This window comes from Oceanobacillus sp. FSL K6-3682 (assembly GCF_037976165.1).
GTDB lineage: Bacteria > Bacillota > Bacilli > Bacillales > Amphibacillaceae > Oceanobacillus > Oceanobacillus sojae.
Genome location: NZ_CP150263.1, coordinates 4,603,629 through 4,627,335, shown reverse-complemented (window position 1 = coordinate 4,627,335; position 23,707 = coordinate 4,603,629). Strand labels below are relative to the sequence as shown.

At 37.1% G+C, this 23,707-nt stretch carries 24 protein-coding genes; 19 read left to right on the top strand and 5 right to left on the bottom strand.

The genetic code is table 11. From position 1 onward, the window contains the following. The first annotated feature begins 469 nt into the window (after positions 1 to 469). Genes MHH51_RS22390 through MHH51_RS22375 form a run of 4 tightly spaced genes read left to right on the top strand, consistent with a single transcriptional unit; the run spans position 470 to position 4,586 of the window. The gene (locus MHH51_RS22390) at positions 470 to 1,699 is read left to right on the top strand and encodes a hypothetical protein (RefSeq protein ID WP_339283678.1); all 1,230 of its coding nucleotides are present in this window, start codon (positions 470 to 472) and stop codon (positions 1,697 to 1,699) included. 59 nt (positions 1,700 to 1,758) lie between these two features. Further along, the gene (locus MHH51_RS22385) at positions 1,759 to 2,919 is read left to right on the top strand and encodes a hypothetical protein (protein ID WP_339283676.1); all 1,161 of its coding nucleotides are present in this window, start codon (positions 1,759 to 1,761) and stop codon (positions 2,917 to 2,919) included. Between the two features lie 27 nt (positions 2,920 to 2,946). Beyond that, positions 2,947 to 3,846, top strand: coding sequence for an ABC transporter ATP-binding protein (locus MHH51_RS22380; protein ID WP_339283674.1), 900 nt, complete (start codon positions 2,947 to 2,949; stop codon positions 3,844 to 3,846). A gap of 17 nt (positions 3,847 to 3,863) precedes the next feature. Further along, the gene (locus tag MHH51_RS22375; RefSeq protein WP_339283673.1) at positions 3,864 to 4,586 is read left to right on the top strand and encodes a hypothetical protein; all 723 of its coding nucleotides are present in this window, start codon (positions 3,864 to 3,866) and stop codon (positions 4,584 to 4,586) included. Positions 4,587 to 4,862: 276 nt separating this feature from the next. Here MHH51_RS22375 and MHH51_RS22370 read toward each other — a convergent pair whose 3' ends face one another. Beyond that, positions 4,863 to 6,467, bottom strand: coding sequence for an FMN-binding glutamate synthase family protein (locus MHH51_RS22370; protein ID WP_147211364.1), 1,605 nt, complete (start codon positions 6,465 to 6,467; stop codon positions 4,863 to 4,865). 431 nt (positions 6,468 to 6,898) lie between these two features. On the opposite strand from MHH51_RS22370, the gene MHH51_RS22365 reads away from it, so the two are divergent. The 6 genes from MHH51_RS22365 to MHH51_RS22340 all read left to right on the top strand — a co-directional run bounded on the left by MHH51_RS22365 (position 6,899) and on the right by MHH51_RS22340 (position 11,816). Beyond that, entirely contained in the window at positions 6,899 to 7,609 is a 711-nt protein-coding gene (locus tag MHH51_RS22365; RefSeq protein ID WP_147211363.1) for a Crp/Fnr family transcriptional regulator, read from the top strand. 297 nt (positions 7,610 to 7,906) lie between these two features. Further along, positions 7,907 to 8,515 (top strand): ECF transporter S component, encoded by a 609-nt coding sequence (locus MHH51_RS22360; protein ID WP_147211362.1) that lies wholly within the window; start codon positions 7,907 to 7,909, stop codon positions 8,513 to 8,515. Then, positions 8,508 to 9,248 carry an energy-coupling factor transporter transmembrane component T gene (locus tag MHH51_RS22355; RefSeq protein WP_147211361.1) on the top strand — a complete coding sequence of 247 codons (741 nt, stop codon included), beginning with the start codon at positions 8,508 to 8,510 and terminating at the stop codon, positions 9,246 to 9,248. Before MHH51_RS22360 ends, MHH51_RS22355 begins: the two co-directional genes overlap by 8 nt. After that, entirely contained in the window at positions 9,245 to 10,096 is an 852-nt protein-coding gene (locus MHH51_RS22350) for an ABC transporter ATP-binding protein (protein ID WP_147211360.1), read from the top strand. Before MHH51_RS22355 ends, MHH51_RS22350 begins: the two co-directional genes overlap by 4 nt. After that, positions 10,097 to 10,909 (top strand): ABC transporter ATP-binding protein, encoded by an 813-nt coding sequence (locus MHH51_RS22345; protein WP_147211359.1) that lies wholly within the window; start codon positions 10,097 to 10,099, stop codon positions 10,907 to 10,909. Beyond that, on the top strand, positions 10,890 to 11,816 hold the full coding sequence (locus MHH51_RS22340) for a nucleoside hydrolase (protein WP_339283668.1): 927 nt from the start codon (positions 10,890 to 10,892) through the stop codon (positions 11,814 to 11,816). Before MHH51_RS22345 ends, MHH51_RS22340 begins: the two co-directional genes overlap by 20 nt. Positions 11,817 to 12,037: 221 nt before the next feature. On the opposite strand, the gene MHH51_RS22335 is transcribed toward MHH51_RS22340, so the two are convergent. Beyond that, on the bottom strand, positions 12,038 to 12,952 hold the full coding sequence (locus MHH51_RS22335; protein WP_147211357.1) for a PfkB family carbohydrate kinase: 915 nt from the start codon (positions 12,950 to 12,952) through the stop codon (positions 12,038 to 12,040). 117 nt (positions 12,953 to 13,069) lie between these two features. Then, positions 13,070 to 13,816 (bottom strand): MurR/RpiR family transcriptional regulator, encoded by a 747-nt coding sequence (locus MHH51_RS22330; protein ID WP_147211356.1) that lies wholly within the window; start codon positions 13,814 to 13,816, stop codon positions 13,070 to 13,072. A 260-nt stretch (positions 13,817 to 14,076) separates the two neighbouring features. Between MHH51_RS22330 and MHH51_RS22325 the strand changes: the two genes are divergently transcribed. The 8 genes from MHH51_RS22325 to MHH51_RS22290 are packed head-to-tail and all read left to right on the top strand — an operon-like array spanning position 14,077 to position 20,706. Continuing rightward, on the top strand, positions 14,077 to 14,925 hold the full coding sequence (locus MHH51_RS22325; protein WP_339283665.1) for a class II fructose-bisphosphate aldolase: 849 nt from the start codon (positions 14,077 to 14,079) through the stop codon (positions 14,923 to 14,925). 11 nt (positions 14,926 to 14,936) lie between these two features. Further along, positions 14,937 to 15,941, top strand: a complete 1,005-nt coding sequence (locus MHH51_RS22320; RefSeq protein WP_339283663.1) for a zinc-dependent alcohol dehydrogenase family protein — start codon at positions 14,937 to 14,939, stop codon at positions 15,939 to 15,941. A gap of 26 nt (positions 15,942 to 15,967) precedes the next feature. Continuing rightward, positions 15,968 to 17,620, top strand: a complete 1,653-nt coding sequence (locus tag MHH51_RS22315) for a PTS system mannose/fructose/sorbose family transporter subunit IID (RefSeq protein ID WP_339283661.1) — start codon at positions 15,968 to 15,970, stop codon at positions 17,618 to 17,620. Between the two features lie 15 nt (positions 17,621 to 17,635). Beyond that, positions 17,636 to 18,082: a PTS sugar transporter subunit IIA gene (locus MHH51_RS22310; protein ID WP_339283659.1), complete on the top strand. Its 447-nt coding sequence runs from the start codon at positions 17,636 to 17,638 to the stop codon at positions 18,080 to 18,082. Then, positions 18,051 to 18,524, top strand: a complete 474-nt coding sequence (locus MHH51_RS22305; protein WP_339283657.1) for a PTS sugar transporter subunit IIB — start codon at positions 18,051 to 18,053, stop codon at positions 18,522 to 18,524. Before MHH51_RS22310 ends, MHH51_RS22305 begins: the two co-directional genes overlap by 32 nt. 13 nt (positions 18,525 to 18,537) lie before the next feature. Continuing rightward, a complete protein-coding gene (locus tag MHH51_RS22300; RefSeq protein WP_339283655.1) occupies positions 18,538 to 19,323 on the top strand; it encodes an SDR family NAD(P)-dependent oxidoreductase in 786 nt (261 codons plus the stop codon). A gap of 23 nt (positions 19,324 to 19,346) precedes the next feature. Continuing rightward, positions 19,347 to 20,078 (top strand): GntR family transcriptional regulator, encoded by a 732-nt coding sequence (locus MHH51_RS22295; RefSeq protein ID WP_339283653.1) that lies wholly within the window; start codon positions 19,347 to 19,349, stop codon positions 20,076 to 20,078. Positions 20,079 to 20,094: 16 nt separating this feature from the next. Further along, a complete protein-coding gene (locus tag MHH51_RS22290; RefSeq protein WP_339283651.1) occupies positions 20,095 to 20,706 on the top strand; it encodes an AAA family ATPase in 612 nt (203 codons plus the stop codon). Positions 20,707 to 21,033: 327 nt separating this feature from the next. Here the strand turns inward: MHH51_RS22290 and MHH51_RS22285 are convergent, their stop codons facing one another. Beyond that, positions 21,034 to 21,720 (bottom strand): RraA family protein, encoded by a 687-nt coding sequence (locus MHH51_RS22285; protein ID WP_339283649.1) that lies wholly within the window; start codon positions 21,718 to 21,720, stop codon positions 21,034 to 21,036. Positions 21,721 to 21,741: 21 nt separating this feature from the next. Continuing rightward, a complete protein-coding gene (locus MHH51_RS22280; RefSeq protein WP_339283647.1) occupies positions 21,742 to 22,674 on the bottom strand; it encodes a hydroxyacid dehydrogenase in 933 nt (310 codons plus the stop codon). 143 nt (positions 22,675 to 22,817) lie between these two features. Here MHH51_RS22280 and MHH51_RS22275 point away from each other — a divergent pair, with 143 nt between their 5' ends. Next, positions 22,818 to 23,681: a LysR family transcriptional regulator gene (locus MHH51_RS22275; RefSeq protein ID WP_147211345.1), complete on the top strand. Its 864-nt coding sequence runs from the start codon at positions 22,818 to 22,820 to the stop codon at positions 23,679 to 23,681. The last annotated feature ends 26 nt before the right edge of the window (positions 23,682 to 23,707 follow it).

Genomic DNA, 23,707 nt, shown 5'->3' with positions numbered 1-23,707 from the left:
CCCCATCGAAGAGCTTTTGTAAGACTCCCGCTTCAAGAAATGAAGGAAACATGTTATTTCTAAGGAATGTTAAATACGCTTTAGTTTCTCGTGGAAATTATGTAAAAATTTAGAGTTTTTTCAATCCTATTTACAATTAATAGGCATTAAGCTACACTATAGAAGATAATTAAAATTTCTATAATTTGAAATTTTTACATAAAAATAGTATGCAGAAAGGATCGAATTAGAAGCAGCTAGTTGAAGTTATAATGATTTTTAGCAAAGCGGGTAATTATGATTCAAGCTCCAGTCTTACCAGAAAAAGCCTGCCACCCAGACTCCATAAATTGTGGTGACTGCCAGGTTGCTGCACTCCACGACGTGAGCGGTTTTAACAGAAAGCTATTACCTCACCATTTATCATTCAGTACTTTTTAAACGCATATTAAAATGCATTCATTAATTTGTATCAAAAGGGGAATTATGAATGACTATATCCATAATAATACATGAATTTAAAATGATGCTCCGAAGCAAAAAGAATGTTTTATTTATTATCGCATTGATTAGTCTTATCGTTGCTTATTGTTTTTTAATTTTACCTAATATGGAAACAGCTGATTCCTTTGATATAGAAGAGAAGGAGGCTGAAATGGAGAACTTGGAAGCTATGCGGCAGGGGATGATTGATAGAGGAGGAACCGGCTTCAATCGTATGACCGGAACCCCATATGCCCAAAATACATATGAATTTCAAGTGAAAAGCCGGCTGGTGCATGCTTTCAAAGACCAGAATTTCCACCGTTTTATTCAATTGAAAATGAAAGAAAACGATTATGACACGCGTATAGCAAGTCTGGATTGGAATTTGATTGCCGATGCGCCTTATCCAAGTCTGGATATGGAACGTAATATTGAATTAACAAAGCTTCGTTATCAAGGTTATTTAGATGCAGACGTATCAATTACATATGAAATGATTGAACAAAAAACAGCCTTGCAGACGTCTGTGAAATTTATCCTTGATACGACCGCTGCTATCCTACTATTTTGTGCAATTTATTTCAGCAGTGACATGATAACGAGGAATAAAGAACATCGCAGTGTCTTGCAGGGAGTACCGGTTGGCTGGTATCGTCTGATTAATGTGAAGTCATTCGTTGCTTTCCTGTATACACTTGTCATTTTGCTTGGATTATTCCTGCTGGCAATGCTTCTGATTGCTATCCAGAATGGCTTTGGTTCGTTCAAGCTGCCGGTGCCGATTACATTGCCGAGCTCACAGCCGGATGATTATATGGGCTACCGGTTCAGTGAATTTGATAACATGACGATTGCAAAATTTCTACTTTTGTCACTGGGCATTATCCCGGTTCTTATTTACCTGTTCATCCGGTTAAATGCTATTTTCAGTCTATTATTTAAGAACCCCTGGATTGTTATCATGGTTAGTACAGTTCTTCTGTTTGTGGAGAGAATCTACTATTCCAGGACAACAACAGAGCTTTTTGGAATCGATCTGAGTTATTTCCCGCAGACCTATTTTGATTTTGGACGGGTCATTTCCGGTGAAAAATATTACTTGATACATTTAGAGTCCATTACCTATCAGCAGGGGATTATTGTCTTGTTAAGCAGCATTGTCGTACTGGAAATCATTCTGTTTGTAATTTCCCGAGCGATAAACAAACGTAAATTTTACCGCAAAGCGGCATAATTGGAAGATATGTTCATTGGACAATGATGAGATCACACTAGCCGGAGAGGATAATTCATATGTTTTGGAAATTTAGCCTTTTTGAAATCAAGCTATTATTGAGAAATCGGAAAAGCGCCTTTATCGCTCTATTTCTGCTGCTCTTCTTCCCTTTGTTTTTTATGTACTATAGTCAGGAGGAGCCGGAAACCTTAACAGAGCAGAAAAGAGCAGAAACACAGGCCTCCTATGCCATTTTTTATCATCTCGATCAAAAGCGTCATGATATGCCAGAGGTAGCGGAGGTATATGATTATCATACACAAATTCAAAGTCTGCTCGGTATGCAGGTGTGGAATATTGGCAGCGGAAAAGATGGAGAGCAATACGTTGAAGACGGGCTTGAGATTAATCAATTAAGACTGAAGGTGCATGAGTTAGGAAATGAAGGTATCCCAGATTATTTAATCATTCCAGAGGAAGAAATATTAAAGGAAAATGCATTGCTGGAGTATATTAAACAGAACGATTTACCAATTGATTCAGAATCATTTATGACCAACAATTATTTTGCAGATGCCTTTGCAATGGTGTCCGGTCTGGTGTTTTTGGTTATTATGTTAATAAGCGGGAATGAATTACTTGTTTATGAGCTGAAGCACCAGTCAGTGATGCGCGGCTTACCTTTAGCATTTATGCGGAAGGTAACAAGCAAGATTATGGTTTATGGCATATTTATTTACTTGCTTCTTCTCCTCGGATTTTCGATAGGCAGTCTGTATCTATCGTCGAAAATGGAAGGAAATGAATTCTCCTTTCCCATACTTATCTATCAAAATGAGGAATATACAGCGATTTCAGCCAGCCAGTACCTTCTTTATCTCTTTTTAGGGATGGCTCTGGTTATCATTCTCTTATTATTGCTATCTATTTTGTTAAACATGCTTTTCAAGAATGCTTTTGCAAATATACTGGTCGGCCTCGGTATTTATCTATTACCTGATATTGCAATGGCTGCCGGGTTCAATTGGAACTTCTTGCATCCAGTTAAATTTATTGATATGAGCAAGGTCCTGTCCGGTGAACTTGCTGTTGAACTGGAGAACAGCTTTATTGATTATTGGAATGCAATGGCTGTATTAGGTGGTCTCAGTCTACTCTTAATCGGTGTAATTTATGCTATTAATAAAATTAATTACCAGAGAGTGCCTAAGGATATGCCGCTGGAAAAAACATTCTAAAATAAACAAAGAGAAAAGAGGTTTATCATGCTGAAGCTGAAAAATATTTCTGTAAGCTATAAAGATAAAGTAGTATTAGATAACCTTTCACTTACGGCAGAAAGCGGAGAAATCATCGGTTTAGTAGCTCCAAATGGAACTGGGAAGACAACCTTATTTCATGTGATTTCTAACTTCTTAAAGCCCAATAATGGTACAGTTATCTTTCATGACAAGCTGCAATATAAAACGGAAAGAAATGAAATAGCGATTCATAAGCAGCTGACGACCTTTCCGGAACAGAGAGATTTATTTGAAGAGCTGAGCGGTATAGATCATATGAAGCTGTATGCAAATATGTGGAAGGGAAGCACGGGGAATGTTCAGAAGATTTGTAAACAGCTCCATATGGAAGGGTACGTAAAAAAGAAGGTAAAAACATATTCCCTGGGGATGCGTCAGCGATTATGTTTTGCTATGGTTGCTGCTGCAGATACACCTGTTATGCTGATGGATGAATTAATGAATGGGCTGGATGTAGCGAATGTTGCCCTTATTTCAGAGTATCTGATGGAGATGAAAAAAGAAGGAAAGCTGATATTTGTAGCATCGCATTTGCTTTCCAACCTAGATTTATATGCAGATCGTGTTCTTTATTTAAAAGATGGTAATATTATTCATCAGCAGGATTTCAGCCGTGCAGATGAGAAATTTATCAAAATAGATCTATCCTCTGAGGAGTATGGAGCATTAAAGGAATCTTTGCCGGAGGACCATCTTTATATTGCGAACCATCTATGCTGTATTCCTCTTGCAAAATTGGATGAAGCTGAAAAGAATGCCTGGATTACCAGACTGTCTTCTTATGAAGATAAAGAATTAACAATTGGACCGCTCGGAACAGCTGAATACTACGAAAAATACTATCATGAAGATAGTAAGCCGTAATGCTATGAGGAAGGAGCGTGGATGTAGTGAAACAGATGTATTTCCTCATTATTGTTCTAATTTGTTTGTTTGTGCTGGCTGGATGCAGTCAAAACTCCCCTAAATCAAAGAAGGTATTAAGCTATCAGGAAAATAGTGAAATTATTGGAGAAGAAAAGGAAGAGATTATTGGAGAAATCAGTGATACGATGTATGAATCTATTGACCGCAGTAATGCAGAAGCAGAAGAAATTGTCATCGGTCCACTCCCAAGAGAGGGAGAAGAAATTACTCCACCGGAAGGCAGATACAGCATTGGTATAAGCCCCGAAGATTATTATCAATCTGGCCGCGTGCTTGTATATGATGAGGAGGATATGCTTCTGATAGAGGCGTTGGTGGATGGTTATTATGGAGTGAGCAGCATAACTGTAGATTTAAATGGTTCTCATACTGTCTATGCAGATGGAATTGACGAGCTTATCCTGATTCCAGAAGAGACAAATAGTTCCAATGAATTAACAGCGGGTATTTCGGAAGTCGGGAAAGATGTTGAACCTGGAAATTATTCTGTTGTAACAGACTCGGAGTATGGAATGGGCTACCTGGAGATTTTTGAAGAAGGAGAGCAGCCGCAGGTTTTTGAAGTTTTGATTGATCCGCTGGAGCCGGATATTGATGTGGAATTGAAGGAAGGACAGAAGGTGAAGATTACCGGTTGGAATGGTTTGTATACTTTGCAGTTTGAACCGCAGTTTTAAAGAAATATTATGGGGATTTGAATGTATTCGAAGTTCTTTTTTCATAGAGAATTATTTGAAACTCTCCCGGCTAAAAAGAGTGACTGATAATAAATTTATGAAGCCGGGAGATATTGAACACTAATCCTATGAGCCTTTCAACTAACAAAAACCTTAATGGAGTGAAAAAATCACGAGACTTTGTGAGAGAAAAGCAATCATTCCTACAAAAAGGAATTTTCGTTTTATAATAATAAAAGAAGGCTGCGCTAAAAGCTCTACATGAAAAAAGCCTGACTAACTAGAAACCGAAACGGGAAAATCCTTCGCAATCAAATCATCCAATGAACAAACGCGCTGATAGTCATCTTTATATTGAATATGTGATGATTGAATCAGTATTGGTGAAGTGACACCCGCAGCTGCCGATATACGAAACAGGCTTTCACGGAGAGTAACGAGATAGTTCAATGCCCGGTAAGCCTTTTCATCGACAACAAGTGCTTTTTGTAGCTTTGGGTCTGTGGTGGCTACACCGACAGGACAGCGATTGGTATGACAGATTTGCGCCATAATACAGCCGACTGTAATCATGAATGCACGCGCAATCTGAACGAGATCTGCGCCCATACCAAGAATGACGGCGATCCGATCTGCCGTAAAAAGCTTTCCGGAAGCGATTAATTTAACGCGGTCGCGAATCCCGTACTTTTTCAATGTCTGGTCTGCAATGATAACCGCTGATTTAATGGGAAGACCAACCCGGTCTGCCAGTTCCTGAAAGGTTGCACCTGTTCCTCCTTCTGAACCATCTACCGTAATAAAATCGGGACCTGTACCGGATTCTCTCATATAACTGGCAATGTCTTCTAATGCGTCCGGGCTGCCGATAACTAATTTAATGCCAACGGGTAACCCAGTATGATTACGAATCTGCTCGATAAAAGAGAACATAGACGGAACATCATCAAATTCATGGAAGCGATTCGGACTGTTTATCTCCTGATAGGGCGCAACATTACGTATAGCAGCAATTTTTTCTGTTACTTTTTCTGCATCGACATGCCCTCCACGGGTTTTTGCTCCTTGCGCAAGCTTAAGCTCAAAAGCTTTGACCTGCGTGATTTCGCTCTTTTCCTTTAGTAAATCCCAGCTGAAATCGCCTGCTCTTGTACGGACACCAAAAAGCCCGGGACCAATTTGGGCAATGATATCTGTATTACCGGCTAAATGATAATCAGACAAACCCCCTTCACCAGTATTCATCCAGGAGCCCCCAGCCATTCCAATCCCTTTAGACAAGGCAGAAATTGCATTTTCACCTAATGCGCCATAGCTCATCGCAGACATACCAATCAGTCCCTTTACACGAAAAGGTTCTCTACAGTGTGGGCCAATAACTACTGCATGTTTGTCGTTTAAAAGCCAGGGCTGAATTTGTTTATTCTCTAATTTTTCTTTGCGGCTTAATAAATTATCTTCTTGTACGGCGTAAATTTTTGAATCAATCTGTTTTGTATTATCTACATCTAATTCCTCCTGCTGTTTAGGAAACACAGCATTTTTTACATAAAAATCCGCCTTCTCAAAATCACGCCGGGAACCAAAGCCGATCATATTTTTATGATATTTGGCAGGCATAATAATATCGCGATAATCATCACGGGAGAATGGTTTACCAGAGGTGTCCGCATCAAATAAATACTGTCTGAGCTCTGGACCTGCTTTTTCCAGTACATATCGTATCTTGCCAAGCAGCGGGAAATTGCGCAAAATGGCATGTTGTTTTTGCTTTCGATCCTTCCAGTATATGTAGATAAATAAGACGATTGGAACAAAAATAATAGCAAAAACCAAAACGGCTAAAGAAAGCAGAATAAATATCAGAGAAGAAAATTCCATGTTGAATACCTCCTTTACTTGCTTTGCTAAAAAGATAAAGATGTTAATGAATATGGAAATTTTCTAAAGTGCTATAGTATCTTGATACCCTTTTTGAGAAGGATTACACGTATATTTTAGAGGACAGGTAATCGTAGTTTCAGGCCCATTCACAGGAGGATAAAGAGAAAAAATCCCATTGAATAAAAGCCCACTTTACCAGGAAAATTGCAGTACAACCAAAAAAGAGTATGATAAAATAAAAAACTAAAATTAATATGCGATATATATCCTAAGATAGGTATACGCATCTTAGTGTATTTTTTTCTGGATCGAAATTGGCCAATGTTCCATCAAGCGTATACTCTTGTAATATAATTATTCATTTATTAGTGTTGACCCACTGATATAAACATAAAACCATTTAGTATAGAGTACAGGAGAGATATCGAATGAAATTAAAGAGAGTGTGGGATAAGTACGCAGACGAAACCAAGTTTAATTTTTCAATTATCTCGGAATTCCTTGATGAGTTTGGCAAGGAGATGGTTTTGAAACCAGATACTGTCATTGTCTCCAGGGGTGATTTCCCGACACATGTTTACTTTATTAAAGAGGGAGTAGCTACCGGTTTAAGAGATTATGAGGATGGAAAGGACTATAATTATTTTCAGGTGGACCAGACGAACGGGAATATAGGATTGCTTGAAGTCATTTCCAGGAGGGAAAAGTATATTGCTACCATTACATGTTTAACCAAAGTTACATTAATCAAGGTTGATTCTGCAATGGTCTATCAATTAATAATGTCTGATATTTCACTATTGCGAAGGTGTTCTGTCCTGCTGGCGGAAGATTTATATAGCAGATCTGGAAATGATGGTCTGTTTTATCATTATCAGGGGATTGATCGAGTCCGGTATTATTTAACCCGATATTATGAAGATAAAGCGATGAAACAAGCAACGGATAGCATTTATATCGGTGATTATTATAAAGATATTGCCAGCCAAACAGGGATAAGTCTTCGCACTGTGGGGAGAAGTATACAAAAATTAAAAGCACTTGATGAGATAACTGGTTTAAATAGAAAATTAATGATGACAAAACAGCAGTATATTAAGATGAAACAGCATATTTGGGTTAGCGAAGATAAGTTATAACATTAACAAATACTTATATCAGGATTAAATACAGACGATTCACAAATTGGCAGGGCATATTTCCTGCTTATCCCAATGCCATTTTACTTGAATAGTGAAGATAAAAGTTACATCTGAAAGGACATTTGACCTTTCAGTTTTTTTCTATAGGAGGATATACTGGGGTTAAACATAGAGAACCTTCCAGGAAATGAGAGCGCTTTAAGTATATTCAATTACAAATCTTTGGCAAGGAGATTATCCTGGATGCCATTGATGGATATACATTATAAAATCTAATAAAAAAGGAGCAGGATGATGAAAAGAGGGATAAAGCATGATTTCTCGTTACTGGCACTGTTATTAATTCCAGTAGGTGTTTCATTGAATGTGGTAGGGTATCAACTATCAACCATTCTTAAGCTGCCTGTGTTTATTGATCAAATCGGAACCATCATGGTATCAATGATTGCAGGTCCATGGATTGGACTTTTAGCGGGACTTTTAGGGAATGTTGTTAATGGAATGCTGAATCCAATTGCAATAGGCTTTAGCATTGTGTCAGTAAGTGTTGGCCTTGTATCAGGATACTTTTCCAAATGGAGATTCTATACAAATATTTTCGGAATCATTATAGCCTGTGTTCTTTTGACCATTGTACAGGCATTTTCTGCAGCTATTGTAACTGTTTTTCTTTTTGGTGGTGTGACCGGTGCGGGAACAGATTTAATTACAGCAACATTTCTTGCAACAGGCAGGGAATTATGGAATTCCGTTGTATCTACAAATCTCATTTCAGGAGCAGTCAATACCATTATTAATTTTGGAATCAGCTGGCTGATTATCAGAAAAGTACCAGACAGATTTTTAATTAAATTAAATTACGGTGCACCTTATATTAAGAAAGAGGTGAACGTAAATGGATAGCCGCATAGGGAATTTGTATCCTTCTTCCAAATTTACTTTTATAATACTGATTATTCTGTTGAGCATGTTTGTACCCGGATTTATATTTCAGTATATGATTTTTCTATTCATCTTTCTAATAAGTCTCTTTTCAGGGACAGCGATAAAATTTTTAGCAACGTTTATGAAATCTATTCCAATTCTTATAATATTTATTTTTATCTTTCAGGTTTTTCTTATTGTGAATGAGGATTCTCAACAAATATGGGCATTTATCCATTTCTCTCAAATAGGCTTAATGACAAGTTTAACGATGACATCCAAAATCGTTGCCATCAGTTCAAGCATCATTTGGTTTTTCCAGGTCACACGAGTTAAAGATATCGTTTATGCTTTAGAGCAATCAGGTGTTTCGCAAAAGGTAACCTTTGTGATTGCTTCTACGATTCAACTTATTCCTCAGATGCTGAACTTATCTAGAACCATTGCAGATGCTCAGAAATCACGGGGAATTGAAACGGAAGGAAACCTGTTCGTCAGAGCGAAGGCATTTATTCCTATGATTGGCCCTCTAGTTCTGTCTTCTATTCAGCAAATCGAAGAAAGAGTACTTGCTTTAGAGTCACGTGCATTTTCTTCAAAAGCCAAAAAGACATCGATTTATGAGTTGAAAAAACAAAAATTCGATTATATTATCATGATATTTTGTATACTTGTTCTCATCGTGTATATTGTTTGGAGGATAAAATTATGAGTATTATATCATTAAAAAATATTAACTACACTTATCCCTTAGAAGAAAAACAGACCATCCATTCCTTTTCTCTGGACTTGGAAAAAGGATGTGTTTACGGTTTAACAGGGGCAAATGAATCCGGAAAAACAACAATATGCAATATCATCAGAGGGTTTATACCTGAGTTATATAAAGGGGAATTGACTGGAGAGGTTATGATAAAGGGGAAAAATATCAATGATTATAACATTGGTGATCTGGCAACTATTATTGGTTATTCATTCCAAAACCCTTTCACACAATTATCCGGAGTAAAAGATACTGTCTATGAAGAAATCGCCTATGGCATGGAGAATATAGGTGTCTCACGTGACAAGATGATCCAGAAAGTTAATGAGATTTTGAAAATGTTCCAATTAGAAGACTTAATAGATAAAAACCCTTTTGAACTATCCGGAGGACAGAAACAAAGGGTAGCTATTGCATCAGTTGTTGCACTTGATCCAGAAATAATTATTTTAGATGAACCAACTTCACAATTGGATCCTAAAAGTACCGAAGATATTTTTGAAATCATTCAGTTATTAAAAAAACAAGGTAAAACAATCTTACTGGTAGAACATAAGGTAGATTTACTGGCTGCATATTGTGATGAAATTTTATTAATTAGTTGTGGAGAACTTGTTATGCAGGGGCCGGTGAAAGAGATACTATCGGATCCCAAAGTAGTAGAGTATGGGGGACAATTACCTCAAGTGGCTTTATATTTTATCAAAAAAGCAGAGGCGAATGGTTCATCAGCAAGTCAGGTACCATTAACGGTTCAAGAAGTTTATGATCATTTAAATAAGGATGGTGAAGCATAAATGTCCTACCTTTCTCTAAAAAATGTATCGTATTCTTATGCGAATGGGTATGAAGCTGTCCAAAATATGAATTTAGATTTTGATTTAGGTGAATCAGCCGCTATTATCGGACAGAATGGTGCTGGTAAAACAACAGCAGTTAAATTAATGAACAGGCTGCTGATACCAACAGAAGGCGAGGTATTCGTCAATAACCTTTCTACAAAAAAAGCGACAACAGCAGAGATTTCTAAAATGATCGGTTATGTATTCCAAAACCCGGATGATCAAATTTTTCAAGATACTATTTATAAAGAAATTGCGTATGGCCTGAAAAATCAAAAGCTGGAATCAGCTGTGATGAAGAACAAAGTGGAGGCTGCAGCCGAAATTTGCGGATTGAAAGAATCCTTAAATGAACATCCATATAATCTGCCATATTCTAAAAGGAAATTTATTACCATTGCAGCAGTGTTGGCTACTGATCCAAATGTAATTATTTTAGATGAACCCACGGCAGGGCAGGATAGAGAATCAATAGAACGCTTAGGCAAGCTGATTAGTCATTTAGCAAATCAAAACAAGACAGTTATTACAATTACACATGATATGGAATTTGTTGTTCGTGAATTTAAGCGAGTTATTGTTTTGGCAAATAAGCAAAAAAGAAGAGATGCTTCGCCAAGAGAAATTTTCTGGGATAAAGAACTTCTGAAATTAAGTGATTTAAAACAACCGTTTATATGTCAATTAGCAGATACCTTGGGATATAAAGGAATTCTCACGATAGAAGAACTGCTGGAAAGGGATAAAAATGAAACATATTATAATTGATTGCGACCCGGGACACGATGACGCATTAGCCATCATAACTGCGATTGCTAATAAAAAGAAAATAAATATTCTAGGTGTGACAACCATTGGTGGAAATCAGACATTAGAAAAAGTCACTGCTAATGCAAAAAATATATTGGAGTATGTTGATTCTAGTATCCCTTTAGCGACCGGGCAAGCAGAACCTCTAACGAAAAGTTTACGTATTGCTCCGGAAGCACATGGAGACAGCGGAATGGATGGCCCTTACTTTCATGGTGAAAAATACCCGATTGCTTCCGACAATGCTGTTCTATTTATGTACAATAAAATTATGGAATGTGATCACAAGGTGATTTTAGTCGGGTTAGGTCCTTTGACAAATATAGCATTGCTGCTAAAAGTGTTTCCTCAGATAAAAAATAAAATAGAATATATCAGCATTATGGGGGGAGGGCTGGATCATGGTAATATAACCCCCCTTGCTGAATTTAATATCTATGTAGATCCGGAAGCAGCGAAGATTATATTTCAATCAGATCTTCCCATTGTCATGTCTGGATTGGATGTTACCGAGAAAGCAGAAATAACAGTAGATGAAATTGAATCATTGCAGCATAAAGGCAGAGTGAGTCATCTGGCCTATGAACTGCTCCATTTCTATAATCAATCTGGGAGACAATTTGGCTTTACTAACAGTCCGATACATGATCTATGTGCTATCGCATATATATTAAATCCGGACATATTTTCTGGATGCTTCTATTCAGTTGATGTTGTGACAGATGGAACCGCAAGAGGTTTGACCTTTGCTGATAAAAGATTCGTTTCCGATAAAACAAAAAACACTTTGGTATTGGACGAAGTAGATAGAGATAAGTTTGTAGATTTGCTGATAGAGGCCTTAGCAGTGTTGGATAAGAATTAGTAGATGGATAAATGGAAAATCACAGGAAAACAGTGTATTTTCATTGTTTTTCTGTGATTTTTATGAGGGCGTTTGAACTTTGAGTTTCTATACTAATAATTTTCATTATAAAAAATAGCCATTTCTACTAAATATAAACACTTTCTTGCTCATGCAGTTTTTATTGTAATTCTTGGTCAATATAACCCTTTCAACATTTTACCTTGATAAATGGAAGTTTATCAAATATTTATTTCTATTCCCCTTTCTCTTTTTCGATTCCGAACGTTCTCTAAAGTTGGAATGGAGAGCTGTCCCCCAAGCGATTCCACAGAAATGGAAGAGGTTAGTGAAGAAATCAGTATAGTATCTTCTAAAGAATAATTATTATCTAAGCAATAGGCAAAAGCCCCATGGAATATATCTCCTGCCCCCGTAGTATCAACAGCCTCTGTGGTAAAAGGGGGAATATGATAAATATTTTCTCCCTTTTTGTAGATAGACCCATAACTCCCAAGGGTAATTACGATCGTATTTGCGTTTATTTCCTCCAGTCTGGAAAAGGTGTCCTTCCAGGTTTGATCATCATTCATATCGATAGTTACTCCGGAATATTGATAGGCGAAGTCTTTGGAACAGACCAGATAATCAACAGCTTTAATAATATCTAAAAGTTCCGGTTTAAAAGTTCCGGCGTCCATTAGCGTAATTGCCTGCGGGTATCTTTCGACTGCTTTAAGAATACTTTCTTTTTCATGCCCGTCAATGAGAATGACGTCTGGTGAGTGATCCGGCCATTTTATCTCAAAATTTTCCTGAGGCAAAGGATTATTTAGAATGGTCCGGTGACCATTTTGCTGATTAACAATGATACAGCTGATACTGGTAGCCAGCTGATTATCCATTTTTAATGAGCCAGTATCAACTCCGGCAGTCCTTAATTGCCCCATTATTTTCTGGCCGAATAAATCCTCTCCAATACGTGCTATAAGTGAAGTCCTGCTTCCCCACAGTGCGCACAGATAAGCTGCATTTGCAGCAGGTCCTCCCATACATTCTATTCTTTGCGGAATACGGTATTTTTGATTTTCAACAATCGGTGTATCGGCAGGGAATGTTATATCGTAAACTGCCTGGCCGATAGAAAGAATACTCATTTGATTACCTCCTTGCCATTCATATTGAGAATTTCATTACTAATATAATTGTACTCAATTTTGCAATGTAAATGGTTCCATAAATAGAAGGAATAAGAAAGCATTATGAAAATCTATTCATTTACTGATATATTCTATAATTGTCCGGGTAATGATGTTTAAAGGGATTCTGGAATAAACATCCAATCCTTTAATCTTCATAATATTTTCGGTATGTCCAAGAATGGTTATATCTGATAGTTCCTCTAATTTTGTTCCCGGTTTACAACAGATAGTAACTATTTTGGCATTATTAGTCTTAATAGCCTTTGCAGCACGTGCTAATTCAGGAGTGGTACTTTGAATCGTAATAAAAATGGCTAAATCTCCTTCTTTGACAATTTTCCCTGCATTAAGCATCCACATAACATCCTTGACAATTACCGTATTAAATCCTACCAGCTGTAAATACATTTGGAACTCTTCTGCTACCAGAGCTGTAAATCCTCTTGAAAAAATATATACACGATTGGCGTTTTCTATGAATTTAATCGTATCGAGTATGGCAGTGGTGCTTATATTGTCTATCGTATAAGTACATTCACGAAAAGACTTTGCCAAAATTTTATTGACTTCATAAGGAGAATGGTTTTCTCCTTTTTTTTGTTTTTGTTCTGAAATTTTGAACTTTAACTCTGAAATTCCTGAAAAGCCGCATTTTTGTATGGTCCTGGAAACGGTAGCTGAAGAGGTGAACGATTTTTCAGCAATACTGGTAATCGACATTACAGGAATTTTATCTTCATTTTGATTTATATAATCTATTACAAGAGCTTCAGATTCAGAAAGTCTTTCGTAAATTTCTTTATCCAGCTGGATAATCATCTTAAATCCTCCTAATTCTGTAATCAGCAATCTATGAAAAACAAAGATGCTATATGATGAATAAGTTTTCAAAATTACCTGTTTTAGCTGATTTTTCGGGAAACATTTTCACTTAATCAGCGACTGAAAGCGTTTTTATTACTATATAATGAAATTAATAAATATACGTATATTTAAATATTATAACATCCGGACGTTTAGGTCTATCCGGGATTTAGAGAGTATCAGAAGTAAATAAGCAGGTTGGAGGATTATAAATCATGTATGTCACATTAAAAGAAGTTTTACAAGAAGCTGATGACTTAAATATGGCAATAGGGGCTTTTAATACGCATAATTTAGAAATGTTTCCATCAATTATCAAGGCTGCATATAGACAGAAATCACCAGTCATTGTTCAAGTCAGCAGCGGAACTGCCAATTATATCGGCTATCAAAATTTGGTGGCTGTATGTAAATCGATGACAGAAGAATATGGTGTCGATGCAGTATTGCATCTGGATCATGCTAAAGAATTTGATGATATTCGTAAGGCAATTGATTCGGGATTCAGCTCTGTAATGTATGATGGTTCTTCCTTTCCCTTAAAAGAAAATATTCTGGGGACAAAGCGCGTGGTAGAGTATGCTAAAAGATTTGGCGTAAGTGTGGAAGCCGAATTAGGAACGATTGGTGGCGCAGAGGAGGGGATTATCGTTAATCAGGATGAGGTGCAATTAACGAATCCTAAGGACGCAGCTGACTTTGTCGAACTGACAGGGATTGATGCACTTGCTGTCGCTATCGGCACCAATCACGGGCAATACAAATCAAAAACATCTATCGATTTTGAGCAGCTTGAGATGATAAAAGATGCAGTAAGTATCCCATTAGTTATTCATGGAGGAACAGGAGTTAAAGATGAAGACGTTAAAAAAGTCATCGATTTAGGTATTAGAAAATTTAATGTAGGAACCGAATTATTAGTTGGATGGAATCAAAAATCAAAGGAATTGTACGATAAGAACAAAGAAAATGTATCGAGCAGAAATAATATTATTCCCGGATTAGAAGTGATTGAAGAAATTGTTGAGAGGAAGATACAGCTATTCAAAAATATAGAAGGTTGAGGTAATACATCGTGAAGGCTGGATTTTATATTGGAGATTATAAATATGAAGTAAGAGATATTCCAAATCGGGAACCAAAAGAGTCCGAGGTGAAAATCAAAGTCGCCTGGTGCGGACTCTGTGGCACGGATATTCATAAATTCCAGGGGATGAACGGTGCAAGTGTGGTCATCCCTCCCATTATCCTGGGGCACGAATGCTCAGGCGTCGTTGAAGCAGTTGGACCTGATTGTACTTTATTTAAACCGGGAGATCGTGTAGCCTGTGATCCTAGCTATGGATGTGGAAAATGTAATTGGTGCAAGCAGGGATTCCCTAACTTTTGCCATGAACGGCACGGGGTAGCAAAGGGGTTTTGTGAGTATGTATACCCTCCTGAGAAAAATGTCTACCTTATATCAGATTCGCTTGATTTGAAAAGTGCTGCTTTTACAGAGCCGCTATCATGCGCTGTCCATGGACTGGATCTAATAGAAATGGAAAGCGGGAAAACAGTTGTCATGTATGGTATGGGCGCAATAGGCTCTTTAATGCTGCAGTTGCTCTCCCTTTCTGGGGCAGCAAAAATTATTGTAGTGGAGAAAGAAGCAGAGAAGCGAAAGCTGGCAATCGAGTTAGGAGCTTCAGAAGCAGTAAGTGATATGGAAATTGAAGATATCAGTCAAGAGATAAATGTTGATTATGTCATTGAATGTATCGGCTTAAAAAAGACAATGGAGCAGGCGATAAGAATAGCAGGTAAGAAAGGGAAGGTACTCCTATTTGGATTAGGTAATCCAGATGAATTCGTAAGTTTTAATCAATTTGAAGCTTATAAAAAAGAGGTAAGTATTTATACTTCCTATTTAAATCCTCATACCTCGCAAAGAGCAATTAATTTATTGGAAGAAGGAAAAATTGATACAAAGAAAATTATTAGTGCCGAGCTTAACTTAGATGAAATTGGAACCGAATTACAGAACCTGACACATTCAAAAAAAGGTAAAGTAATGGTTTATCTGAGCGGAGAATATTAAATTAATCCATTAGAGGGGTGAATCAAATGGTTTTATCGGGGATATTGATAGCTTTATTGGCAACATTAGGACAATGGTGGTTTTTCGGGCCTATCACAAAATGTCTGGTATATCCATTAGTAACAGGGACGCTTGTCGGAGTATTTATGGGCGATCCGATGATGGGAATGTTAGCCGGAGCAAATATACAATTGATTTATCTGGGCTGGATTTCCGCAGGCGGGACAATGCCCAGCAATACAATCGTTGCTGGTGTATTCGGTACAGCTATGACATTATTATCTGGAGCAGAACCTACACTGGCTATTACATTTGCTATACCATTCAGTATGTTTGGCTTATTGTTAAACCAGGTGTATATGACTGTAAATGCTGCATGGATTCATCGGGCAGATAAATTGCTGGAAAAAGGTAATCTGCGTGGAGTGCGGCTGATGAATTATGTACCTTCGTTTTTTGTAGCTTTTATATTATATGGTGTGCCGGCATACTTATTGGTTGTTTCAGGAAGCGGCTGGGCACAGAATTTAATAGAAACTGTTCCCGAAAGTGTTATCAGTGCTTTAGAGGTTGTCGGGGGAATCATGCCAGCTCTTGGTATTGCCATGCTTTTGAATTATTTAGGAAAGAAAAAGCTTCTTCCATGGTTTATCGGCGGTTTCTTCCTTACTGTATACTCCGGCCTGGGAATAACGGGAGTCTCAATATTCGCAGCGGTTATAGCTATTATCTTATATTATAATAGCAGCAAGCCTGCAGAAGAAAAGAAAGGAAAAACAGTAAAACGGCTGACTGTAGATAAAAAAATCAATCCAGTTACCGTTACTGGCGATGCAAATGCGATACAGCCGGCAGAGGAATATACGAAGAGGTTATCGAAAGCGACCCTGGTTAAAACATGGTTATGGTCTACCTCTGCAGAATCTTGTTATAATTATGAGAGATTACAAGCCTTGGGATCTGCCAATCTCATGTTAACACCGATACGAAAATTATATGATACCAAGGATGAGCAAGTAGAAGAGCTGAAAAAGTATATGATCTTTTATAATACGGAGCCTCATACAATTGGCCCGATTATTAACGGTATAGCTTGTTCGATGGAGGAAGCACGTGCCAACGGGCAGGATATAGGTGAAAATGATATTAATTCAGTGCGGACAGGACTAATGGGACCTGTAGCTGGTATTGGAGACACGGTGATGCAAGGAATTCTTTTCCCTGTTATCTTCGGGATTGGCGTTTCGCTGGCCTTGGAAGGAAGTTATCTAGGTCCAATTCTGGCAGTGTTAATTTTTGAATTACTCATTTATGGATGCGGTTACATGATGTTCTTCACTGGATATAAGCAAGGAAAGACATCATTGCTTAAAATACTGAAAAGCGGGACGATTGATCGTATCATTAATTCCTTCAGCATAGTGGGATTAATGGTAGTCGGAGCTTTAGCAGCCAGTCTGGTCAAAGTGATGACACCTTTATCAATAGATATTGGAGAAGGAACGACCACCTTTCAAAGTGTTTTAGATTCCCTTGCACCGGGATTGATCCCATTAGGAATTACACTATTTGTCTGGTGGATGTTGAAAAGAAAAGTCAATACTGGCTGGATTATACTGGCAATATTCGTACTGGGGATTGCCGGCTATTATTTAGGAATTTTAGGATATAACGGATAACAATGAGGTGAATGTATGGTCAATGTTATATTAATCAGTCATGGAGCTTTTTGCCAAGGTTTATTACAAAGCTTAAAAATGGTGGCAGGAGAGGACTTTGGCGTTAAAGCGGTCTCTTTAAATGAAGGAGAAGCGCCGGAAGAGTTTAGGATAAAGCTGGCGGAGGCCATCAAAGAGAATCATACAGATAGTGAACAAGAAACAATTATATTATCTGATATTCCAGGAGGCACTCCTTTTCAAAGTGCGGCATATTTGGCGAAGCAGTATAAGATCGGTTTAATTTCAGGGATGAATTTACCGATGCTGCTGACGCTGTGTTTTGAAAAATCACGAGATAAAAGCTTAGAAGAATTGGTTAATAAAGTAACAAGTGAAAGCTCATTAGGTGTTCAGGCGAAATTATTTAAAGAAGGGGAGAAAAGTAAACGTGAAAAACTTAGTGTTGACAAGAATCGATGATAGGCTTATCCATGGGCAGGTTATGACAGCCTGGATAAAAAACAGAGGAGCAGATCAGGTAGTTATTGTAGACGATGACACGGCTAATGATGAATACATGATTGAAGTGCTTGAAATGGCTGTGCCGGAAGAAATAGCAATCGGCATTTTTACAAAAGAGGATGGCGTCCGATTTTTTGAGCAGGGTTTAGATGCACCCACTATCCTGCTGGTAAAAGGCCCGAAAGTATTAAATTATTTAGTGGATAACGGTATTAATATTGATGAAATAGACGTAGGAGGAATGGGAGCAAGAAAGGATAGGACCGTTTTATATAAAAATATTTCAACAAACGGTGAAGAAATGGAACAATTTAATGAGCTCCTGGACAAAAAGGTAAATGTATATATACAGGTGATGCCGCAGGATAATCCTGTCAGTATTTCCGAGTACTTGAGATAGGCAGTGTGAGCATATGAATACAGAGAGATTAGACGGAAAAGTATTTGTAATCACTGGTGGAAGCAGTGGCATGGGAGCAGCACTGGCTAAAGATTTTTGTAATAGAGGTGCAAAGGCAGCAATCTTTGATCTAGATGAAGCAAAAGGAACAGAAGTCGTTGAAGAGATAAGAGCTTCAGGAGGAAGTGCCGAGTTTTTTCCGTGCGATGTGACAAGTAAAAAGCAGATTCATGAGCGGGCGAATGAAGTGGAGGAGAAACTGGGATTGATTACTTCGTGGATTAACTCTGCTGGAGTCTCTCAAATGAAACCATTTCTTGAAAGTGAAGAGGAATTTTGGGACTTAACCTTAAATGTAAATCTGAAAGCGACATTTTTATGCTGCCAGGTTGCAGTAGAAAAAATGTTGGAAAACGGGGGCGGGGAAATCCTGAATATGGCTTCCCTGTCCGGGAAAAAAGCCAGCTCCTGGCAGACGGTATATTGCGCAAGTAAATTTGGAGTCATAGGATTAACACAGTCTATTGCAAAAGAATTCGCCGACAAAGGCATTCGTATAAATTCCCTCTGTCCAGGTATTGTTCATACAGAGATGTGGGAAAAATTAAAATATGATTATGCAAAAAAAAGGGATATTGAACCAGATGAAGTAATGGATTATTTTAAGAAAAATATTCCGATGCATCGACTGGTAGAAATAAAAGATGTAATAAACGCTGCCATATTTCTTTTAACGGATAATTCAAGTTATTTAACTGGTCAATCTATTAATCTGGCAGGTGGTGAATGGATGGATTAGTAGATGGCCAGGGAGGTTGGAATATGAATAAATTAGATTTCAGTGGAAGAGAACAATTATATTATCAAATATACAGTTTATTATTTCAGGATATCATGAATGGGAAATATCGTGTCGGTGATATGATTCCTGCTGAAAGTGAACTGATGGAAAGCTACCATGTGAGCAGAGCAACTGCCAGAAAAGCAATGGAGATGCTGGCAAACGACGGATTAGTCAAAAAAAGAAGAGGAATAGGAACATTTGTTACAGCTTTGAAACCTAAAAATGATTTGAACAGAGTAATCAGCTACAGTAAGAAGAATCAGGCGGATTCAACAATAGTAAGTAAGCATACGATTGATGTGAATATTCAGCCGGCAGATGATGAACTTGCATTAAGACTGAAGGTTGAGGTAAATACTCCTTTAATTTGCTTGAAGAGGTTACGGTGCGCAGACAAAGAACCGTCCTATCTGGAATTAAATTATTACGAGTATAACTTTGTTCCAGAAGTATATAATCGGGACTTTTCAAAAGAGTCATTGAGAGCATTCTTGAAAAACTTTTATAATATACAATGGTCCTATGCTCAACAGGAAATTTATTCTATTCTGGCTGAAGAGAAGCTGGCCGATCTTCTTCAGGTAGATATAGGCAGCCCTATCATTCAAATAAAACGTGTCTCCTATGATATTAATAATGTGCCCAGAGAATTTGTTTCCACATTTTACAGAGCAGACAGGCATCACCTAGAAATCGAGCTATCTATATGAGTAAAGGATAGATAAAATGAGTCAACTTATTTTAATAGGCGGTTATCCTGGAACAGGGAAGACCTATTTATCAAAAAAAATACAACAGAGGTTTCCTATTTTTCAAATGTTATCATTGGATGAAATGAAGGAGGAGAATTGGGATTTGTTCGGGTTTAATAACCTGGAGGAAAAAGAAGTACTTAATAAAAAAAGTGTTGATGACTATTACACAAAAATGGAGGAACATTTTCAACAGAGGGATTATGTGTTATCAGATTATCCGTTCAGTAAAAAGCAAAAGAACCGTTTGGAATATCTGGTTCAACATTATAATTACCAAGTAATGACCATTCGTCTGACAGCGGATTTAAATGTTTTATTCGACAGACAGAAAAAAAGAGATCTGGAGGATGACAGGCACCCGGGGCATTTACTGACGGTATACCATAAAGGAGATGTGCTTTCTGAGGGTCTGCGAAGAGAGAATTTGCTGGAGTATAGCGAGTTTGTAGAAAGATGTAAAACGAGAGGATATGATTGTTTCTCTCTTGGATATTTATATGAGATGGATGTTACTGATTTTGCGGATATTGATTATGAAGGATTGTTTTCAAGGATTTCGGGGTGCATTCAAGCAAATGAATAATTTTTGGATTTACCATGTAATATCTTAAATATTGATAGAGAGATGGAAAGCAACGATGTAGAAGATTGTTTTCGTCTGTAATTGCGTGTTATAAACGCATATTCTATAAAAAAAGCCCTTGTCTTTTTTTATCACAACTATCGAGATTTAAGTTTAATAAGCTGTATAGGAAAAATCCTATTTATGCTCTTCACTCCTAACAAAAAATAAGGAATGAGGCTGTAGATAATATAAATAGCCCCGTTCCTTATTATTGAAGAAAATACAGATATCATCACACAATATACCGTATAGTTTTAAAAGAAAAGGAGAGAGAATCTTACAAAATTATAAAAACAAGTATCCATCCTTTCTTAATTGTTCACCAACTTGCGTAGCCAGCTTACTGCTCTCCCATTGACCATTTTTTATTTGGGCTAAAGAATTCTCTTCATTAGTTTTTAAAATGGCTACCTTTTCAAGAATCTGACCAGCTTCATTTGGAGGAATTACAACTATCCCGTCCTCATCACCTAATATAATATCGCCTGGATGTACGACTTGGCCTCCGCATGAAATATCAACATTGATCTCACCAGGCCCTTTTTTGTAGGGACCTCTACCTGTAATTCCAGCTGCAAATACAGGGAAATCTTCTGCTAACAGATAATCCACATCACGTACACAACCATCCACAATAAATCCGGCTATTTTTTTGCTTTTGGCATAGGAATACATAATTTCTCCACAGACACTATAATTCATATCTCTGCCGGAATCTACCACAATCACATCACCTGGCTCAGCCATTAACAGGGCTTGGTGGAATAATAGATTATCGGCAAGGGCTGCCTTGATAGTTACAGCCTGTCCAACTATTTTTCTCCCTGTACCTATTGGTCTGATATAAGCGTTCATACTGTATAAGCGCTCCATGCAATCAGATACATTTGCGCTATTACAATGTCGGAATGCTTCTATTAAACTTTCTTCCTTTCTTTGCTTATGATTTATGATACGTTTTCCAATTGTCATAATATGCTTCCTTTCTTTGGCTTAAATTACTCTATATTTCGGTTCTTTATTTTCTAAAACTAACAGTACTTCTTGAACAATAGTTAACCCTACTAATTTTGCCGCTTCTTTAGTGTTTGCTCCAATATGGGGGGTACCAATAAAATTTTCTAAATGAAGTAGAGGATTGACACCCGTTGGGGGTTCATTTACAAAAACATCGCTGGCAGCAGCAAAGATTTTATTCTCTTTCAGCGCATCGTATAGAGCTGTCTCGTCAACAACTCCTCCTCTGGAAGTATTTATTAAAATGGCATTTGATTTCATATAACTGAGATTATCTTTATTTATTAAATGCTTTGTACCTTTGTTTAATGGGACACTGATAGATACAAAATCTGATAATTTTAAGAGATCATTCAGATTATCTATTTTCTCAATGCCTAGCTCCTCGCATTGTTCTCTACTGATGAGTGGATCGAATGCAATAATTTTCATGTTAAAACCATTTTTAGCTATTCTCGCTGTATTTAATCCAATTTTTCCAGCACCAACTAATCCTAATATTTTTTTGTTTAATTGATAGCCTATAAGATTTTTGGGACCAATCGATGTTAATTGATTATTTTTTCCTTTTTCAAAACTTAAACTAATTCGGCGTGCTGCATTTGTCATCAATGCAATAATTAATTCAGATACGGATTGAATATTCGCTTCCGGAGTATAGACTACTTTGACCCCGTGTTCTTTAGCGGCTTCTATATCTATGGAATCATAGCCGACCCCGTGTTTTCCGATTACCTTTAATTTTGGAGCGTTTTCAATAAGCTTGCGAGAAACAGGGAAGGTACGCAGAATAATTGCATCAACCTCACTTATTTTCTCTAAATTATTTGTAATATCAGCGTGTTTTTCTAGAAGTTCTATAGCTTCTTCATCAATATATTCATTAAGAAAGACCTTATATTTTGCCAATAGACACACTTCCCTTCCATCATGTTAGTTGTTATATCTAATTATTCGAATCATAAGATTAGTGTAAATATTATATTTATAATGTAAAATAGATATATAGATTATTAAATAGCATTTTTTTTGATATTAAGGAGGCATTAAAAATGAATTTGAATTTTATCCCGACGTTCTTGACCATTGTTCGAAAAAAGTCTATCAGTGCAGCAGCTGAGCATATGTATGTTGCTCAGACAACTGTAAGTCAACGATTAAATGTTGCCGAAAAAGAGCTGGGCTTTAAATTAATCGAACGCGGCAAAGGAGTGAAGAATATTGTTTTGACTCCTGCCGGTGAAGAGTTTTTAAGGTTAGCTGAACAATGGGAAAACATTTATAATGACCTGCAAATATTGAAAAAAGATGGTCCAAAGTTAGATCTCAATATAGGATCTATAGATAGCTTTAATACATTCTTTTTGCATAATATCTATAAAGAGATTAATAATACGCCTTCCATATATCTTAATTGTCATACCCTCCATTCCAGTGAAATTTATGCTGGTGTTGATAATAAAACATTGGATATCGGTTATGCTTTGATTCATAGAAACTTTGAAAATGTACATGTAAAGAAATGCTTTGAATCTGATTTGGTACTTATTCGTTCTGGTTCTATTAAAAATGCAACAGTACATCCTTTAGAGTTAGATCCGCAATATGAATTATTTATGCCATGGGGCGAAGAATTTAAAGGATGGCATAATTATTGGTGGGACCCTTTAAGTATTCAAAAAATCAGAATAGACGATATTCATTTGCTGTTAGATATTTTAAAGAATCCAGTTTATTGGGCTATTGTACCTGAATGGATTGCCAAAACATCCAGCCGCAATCATGATGTATCTATTCAACATTTTTCTGAATCTCCTCCACCGTATACTTGCTATGAGCTTACTCATAAAAATCCAAGCTCATCCAAACGTTCTGCTATCGATCATTTTCATACCTATTTTCAAAATGTGAAATAAAGGGAGATGCTGTTCCTGCAGCATCT

Coding starts and splice junctions, on each gene's coding strand:
- MHH51_RS22390 (WP_339283678.1), top strand. CDS start 470: ATGACTATATCCATAATAATACATGAATTTAAAATGATGCTCCGAAGC.
- MHH51_RS22385 (WP_339283676.1), top strand. CDS start 1,759: ATGTTTTGGAAATTTAGCCTTTTTGAAATCAAGCTATTATTGAGAAAT.
- MHH51_RS22380 (WP_339283674.1), top strand. CDS start 2,947: ATGCTGAAGCTGAAAAATATTTCTGTAAGCTATAAAGATAAAGTAGTA.
- MHH51_RS22370 (WP_147211364.1), bottom strand. CDS start 6,467: ATGGAATTTTCTTCTCTGATATTTATTCTGCTTTCTTTAGCCGTTTTG.
- MHH51_RS22365 (WP_147211363.1), top strand. CDS start 6,899: ATGAAATTAAAGAGAGTGTGGGATAAGTACGCAGACGAAACCAAGTTT.
- MHH51_RS22360 (WP_147211362.1), top strand. CDS start 7,907: ATGAAAAGAGGGATAAAGCATGATTTCTCGTTACTGGCACTGTTATTA.
- MHH51_RS22355 (WP_147211361.1), top strand. CDS start 8,508: ATGGATAGCCGCATAGGGAATTTGTATCCTTCTTCCAAATTTACTTTT.
- MHH51_RS22350 (WP_147211360.1), top strand. CDS start 9,245: ATGAGTATTATATCATTAAAAAATATTAACTACACTTATCCCTTAGAA.
- MHH51_RS22345 (WP_147211359.1), top strand. CDS start 10,097: ATGTCCTACCTTTCTCTAAAAAATGTATCGTATTCTTATGCGAATGGG.
- MHH51_RS22340 (WP_339283668.1), top strand. CDS start 10,890: ATGAAACATATTATAATTGATTGCGACCCGGGACACGATGACGCATTA.
- MHH51_RS22335 (WP_147211357.1), bottom strand. CDS start 12,952: ATGAGTATTCTTTCTATCGGCCAGGCAGTTTACGATATAACATTCCCT.
- MHH51_RS22330 (WP_147211356.1), bottom strand. CDS start 13,816: ATGATTATCCAGCTGGATAAAGAAATTTACGAAAGACTTTCTGAATCT.
- MHH51_RS22325 (WP_339283665.1), top strand. CDS start 14,077: ATGTATGTCACATTAAAAGAAGTTTTACAAGAAGCTGATGACTTAAAT.
- MHH51_RS22315 (WP_339283661.1), top strand. CDS start 15,968: ATGGTTTTATCGGGGATATTGATAGCTTTATTGGCAACATTAGGACAA.
- MHH51_RS22310 (WP_339283659.1), top strand. CDS start 17,636: ATGGTCAATGTTATATTAATCAGTCATGGAGCTTTTTGCCAAGGTTTA.
- MHH51_RS22300 (WP_339283655.1), top strand. CDS start 18,538: ATGAATACAGAGAGATTAGACGGAAAAGTATTTGTAATCACTGGTGGA.
- MHH51_RS22295 (WP_339283653.1), top strand. CDS start 19,347: ATGAATAAATTAGATTTCAGTGGAAGAGAACAATTATATTATCAAATA.
- MHH51_RS22290 (WP_339283651.1), top strand. CDS start 20,095: ATGAGTCAACTTATTTTAATAGGCGGTTATCCTGGAACAGGGAAGACC.
- MHH51_RS22285 (WP_339283649.1), bottom strand. CDS start 21,720: ATGACAATTGGAAAACGTATCATAAATCATAAGCAAAGAAAGGAAGAA.
- MHH51_RS22275 (WP_147211345.1), top strand. CDS start 22,818: ATGAATTTGAATTTTATCCCGACGTTCTTGACCATTGTTCGAAAAAAG.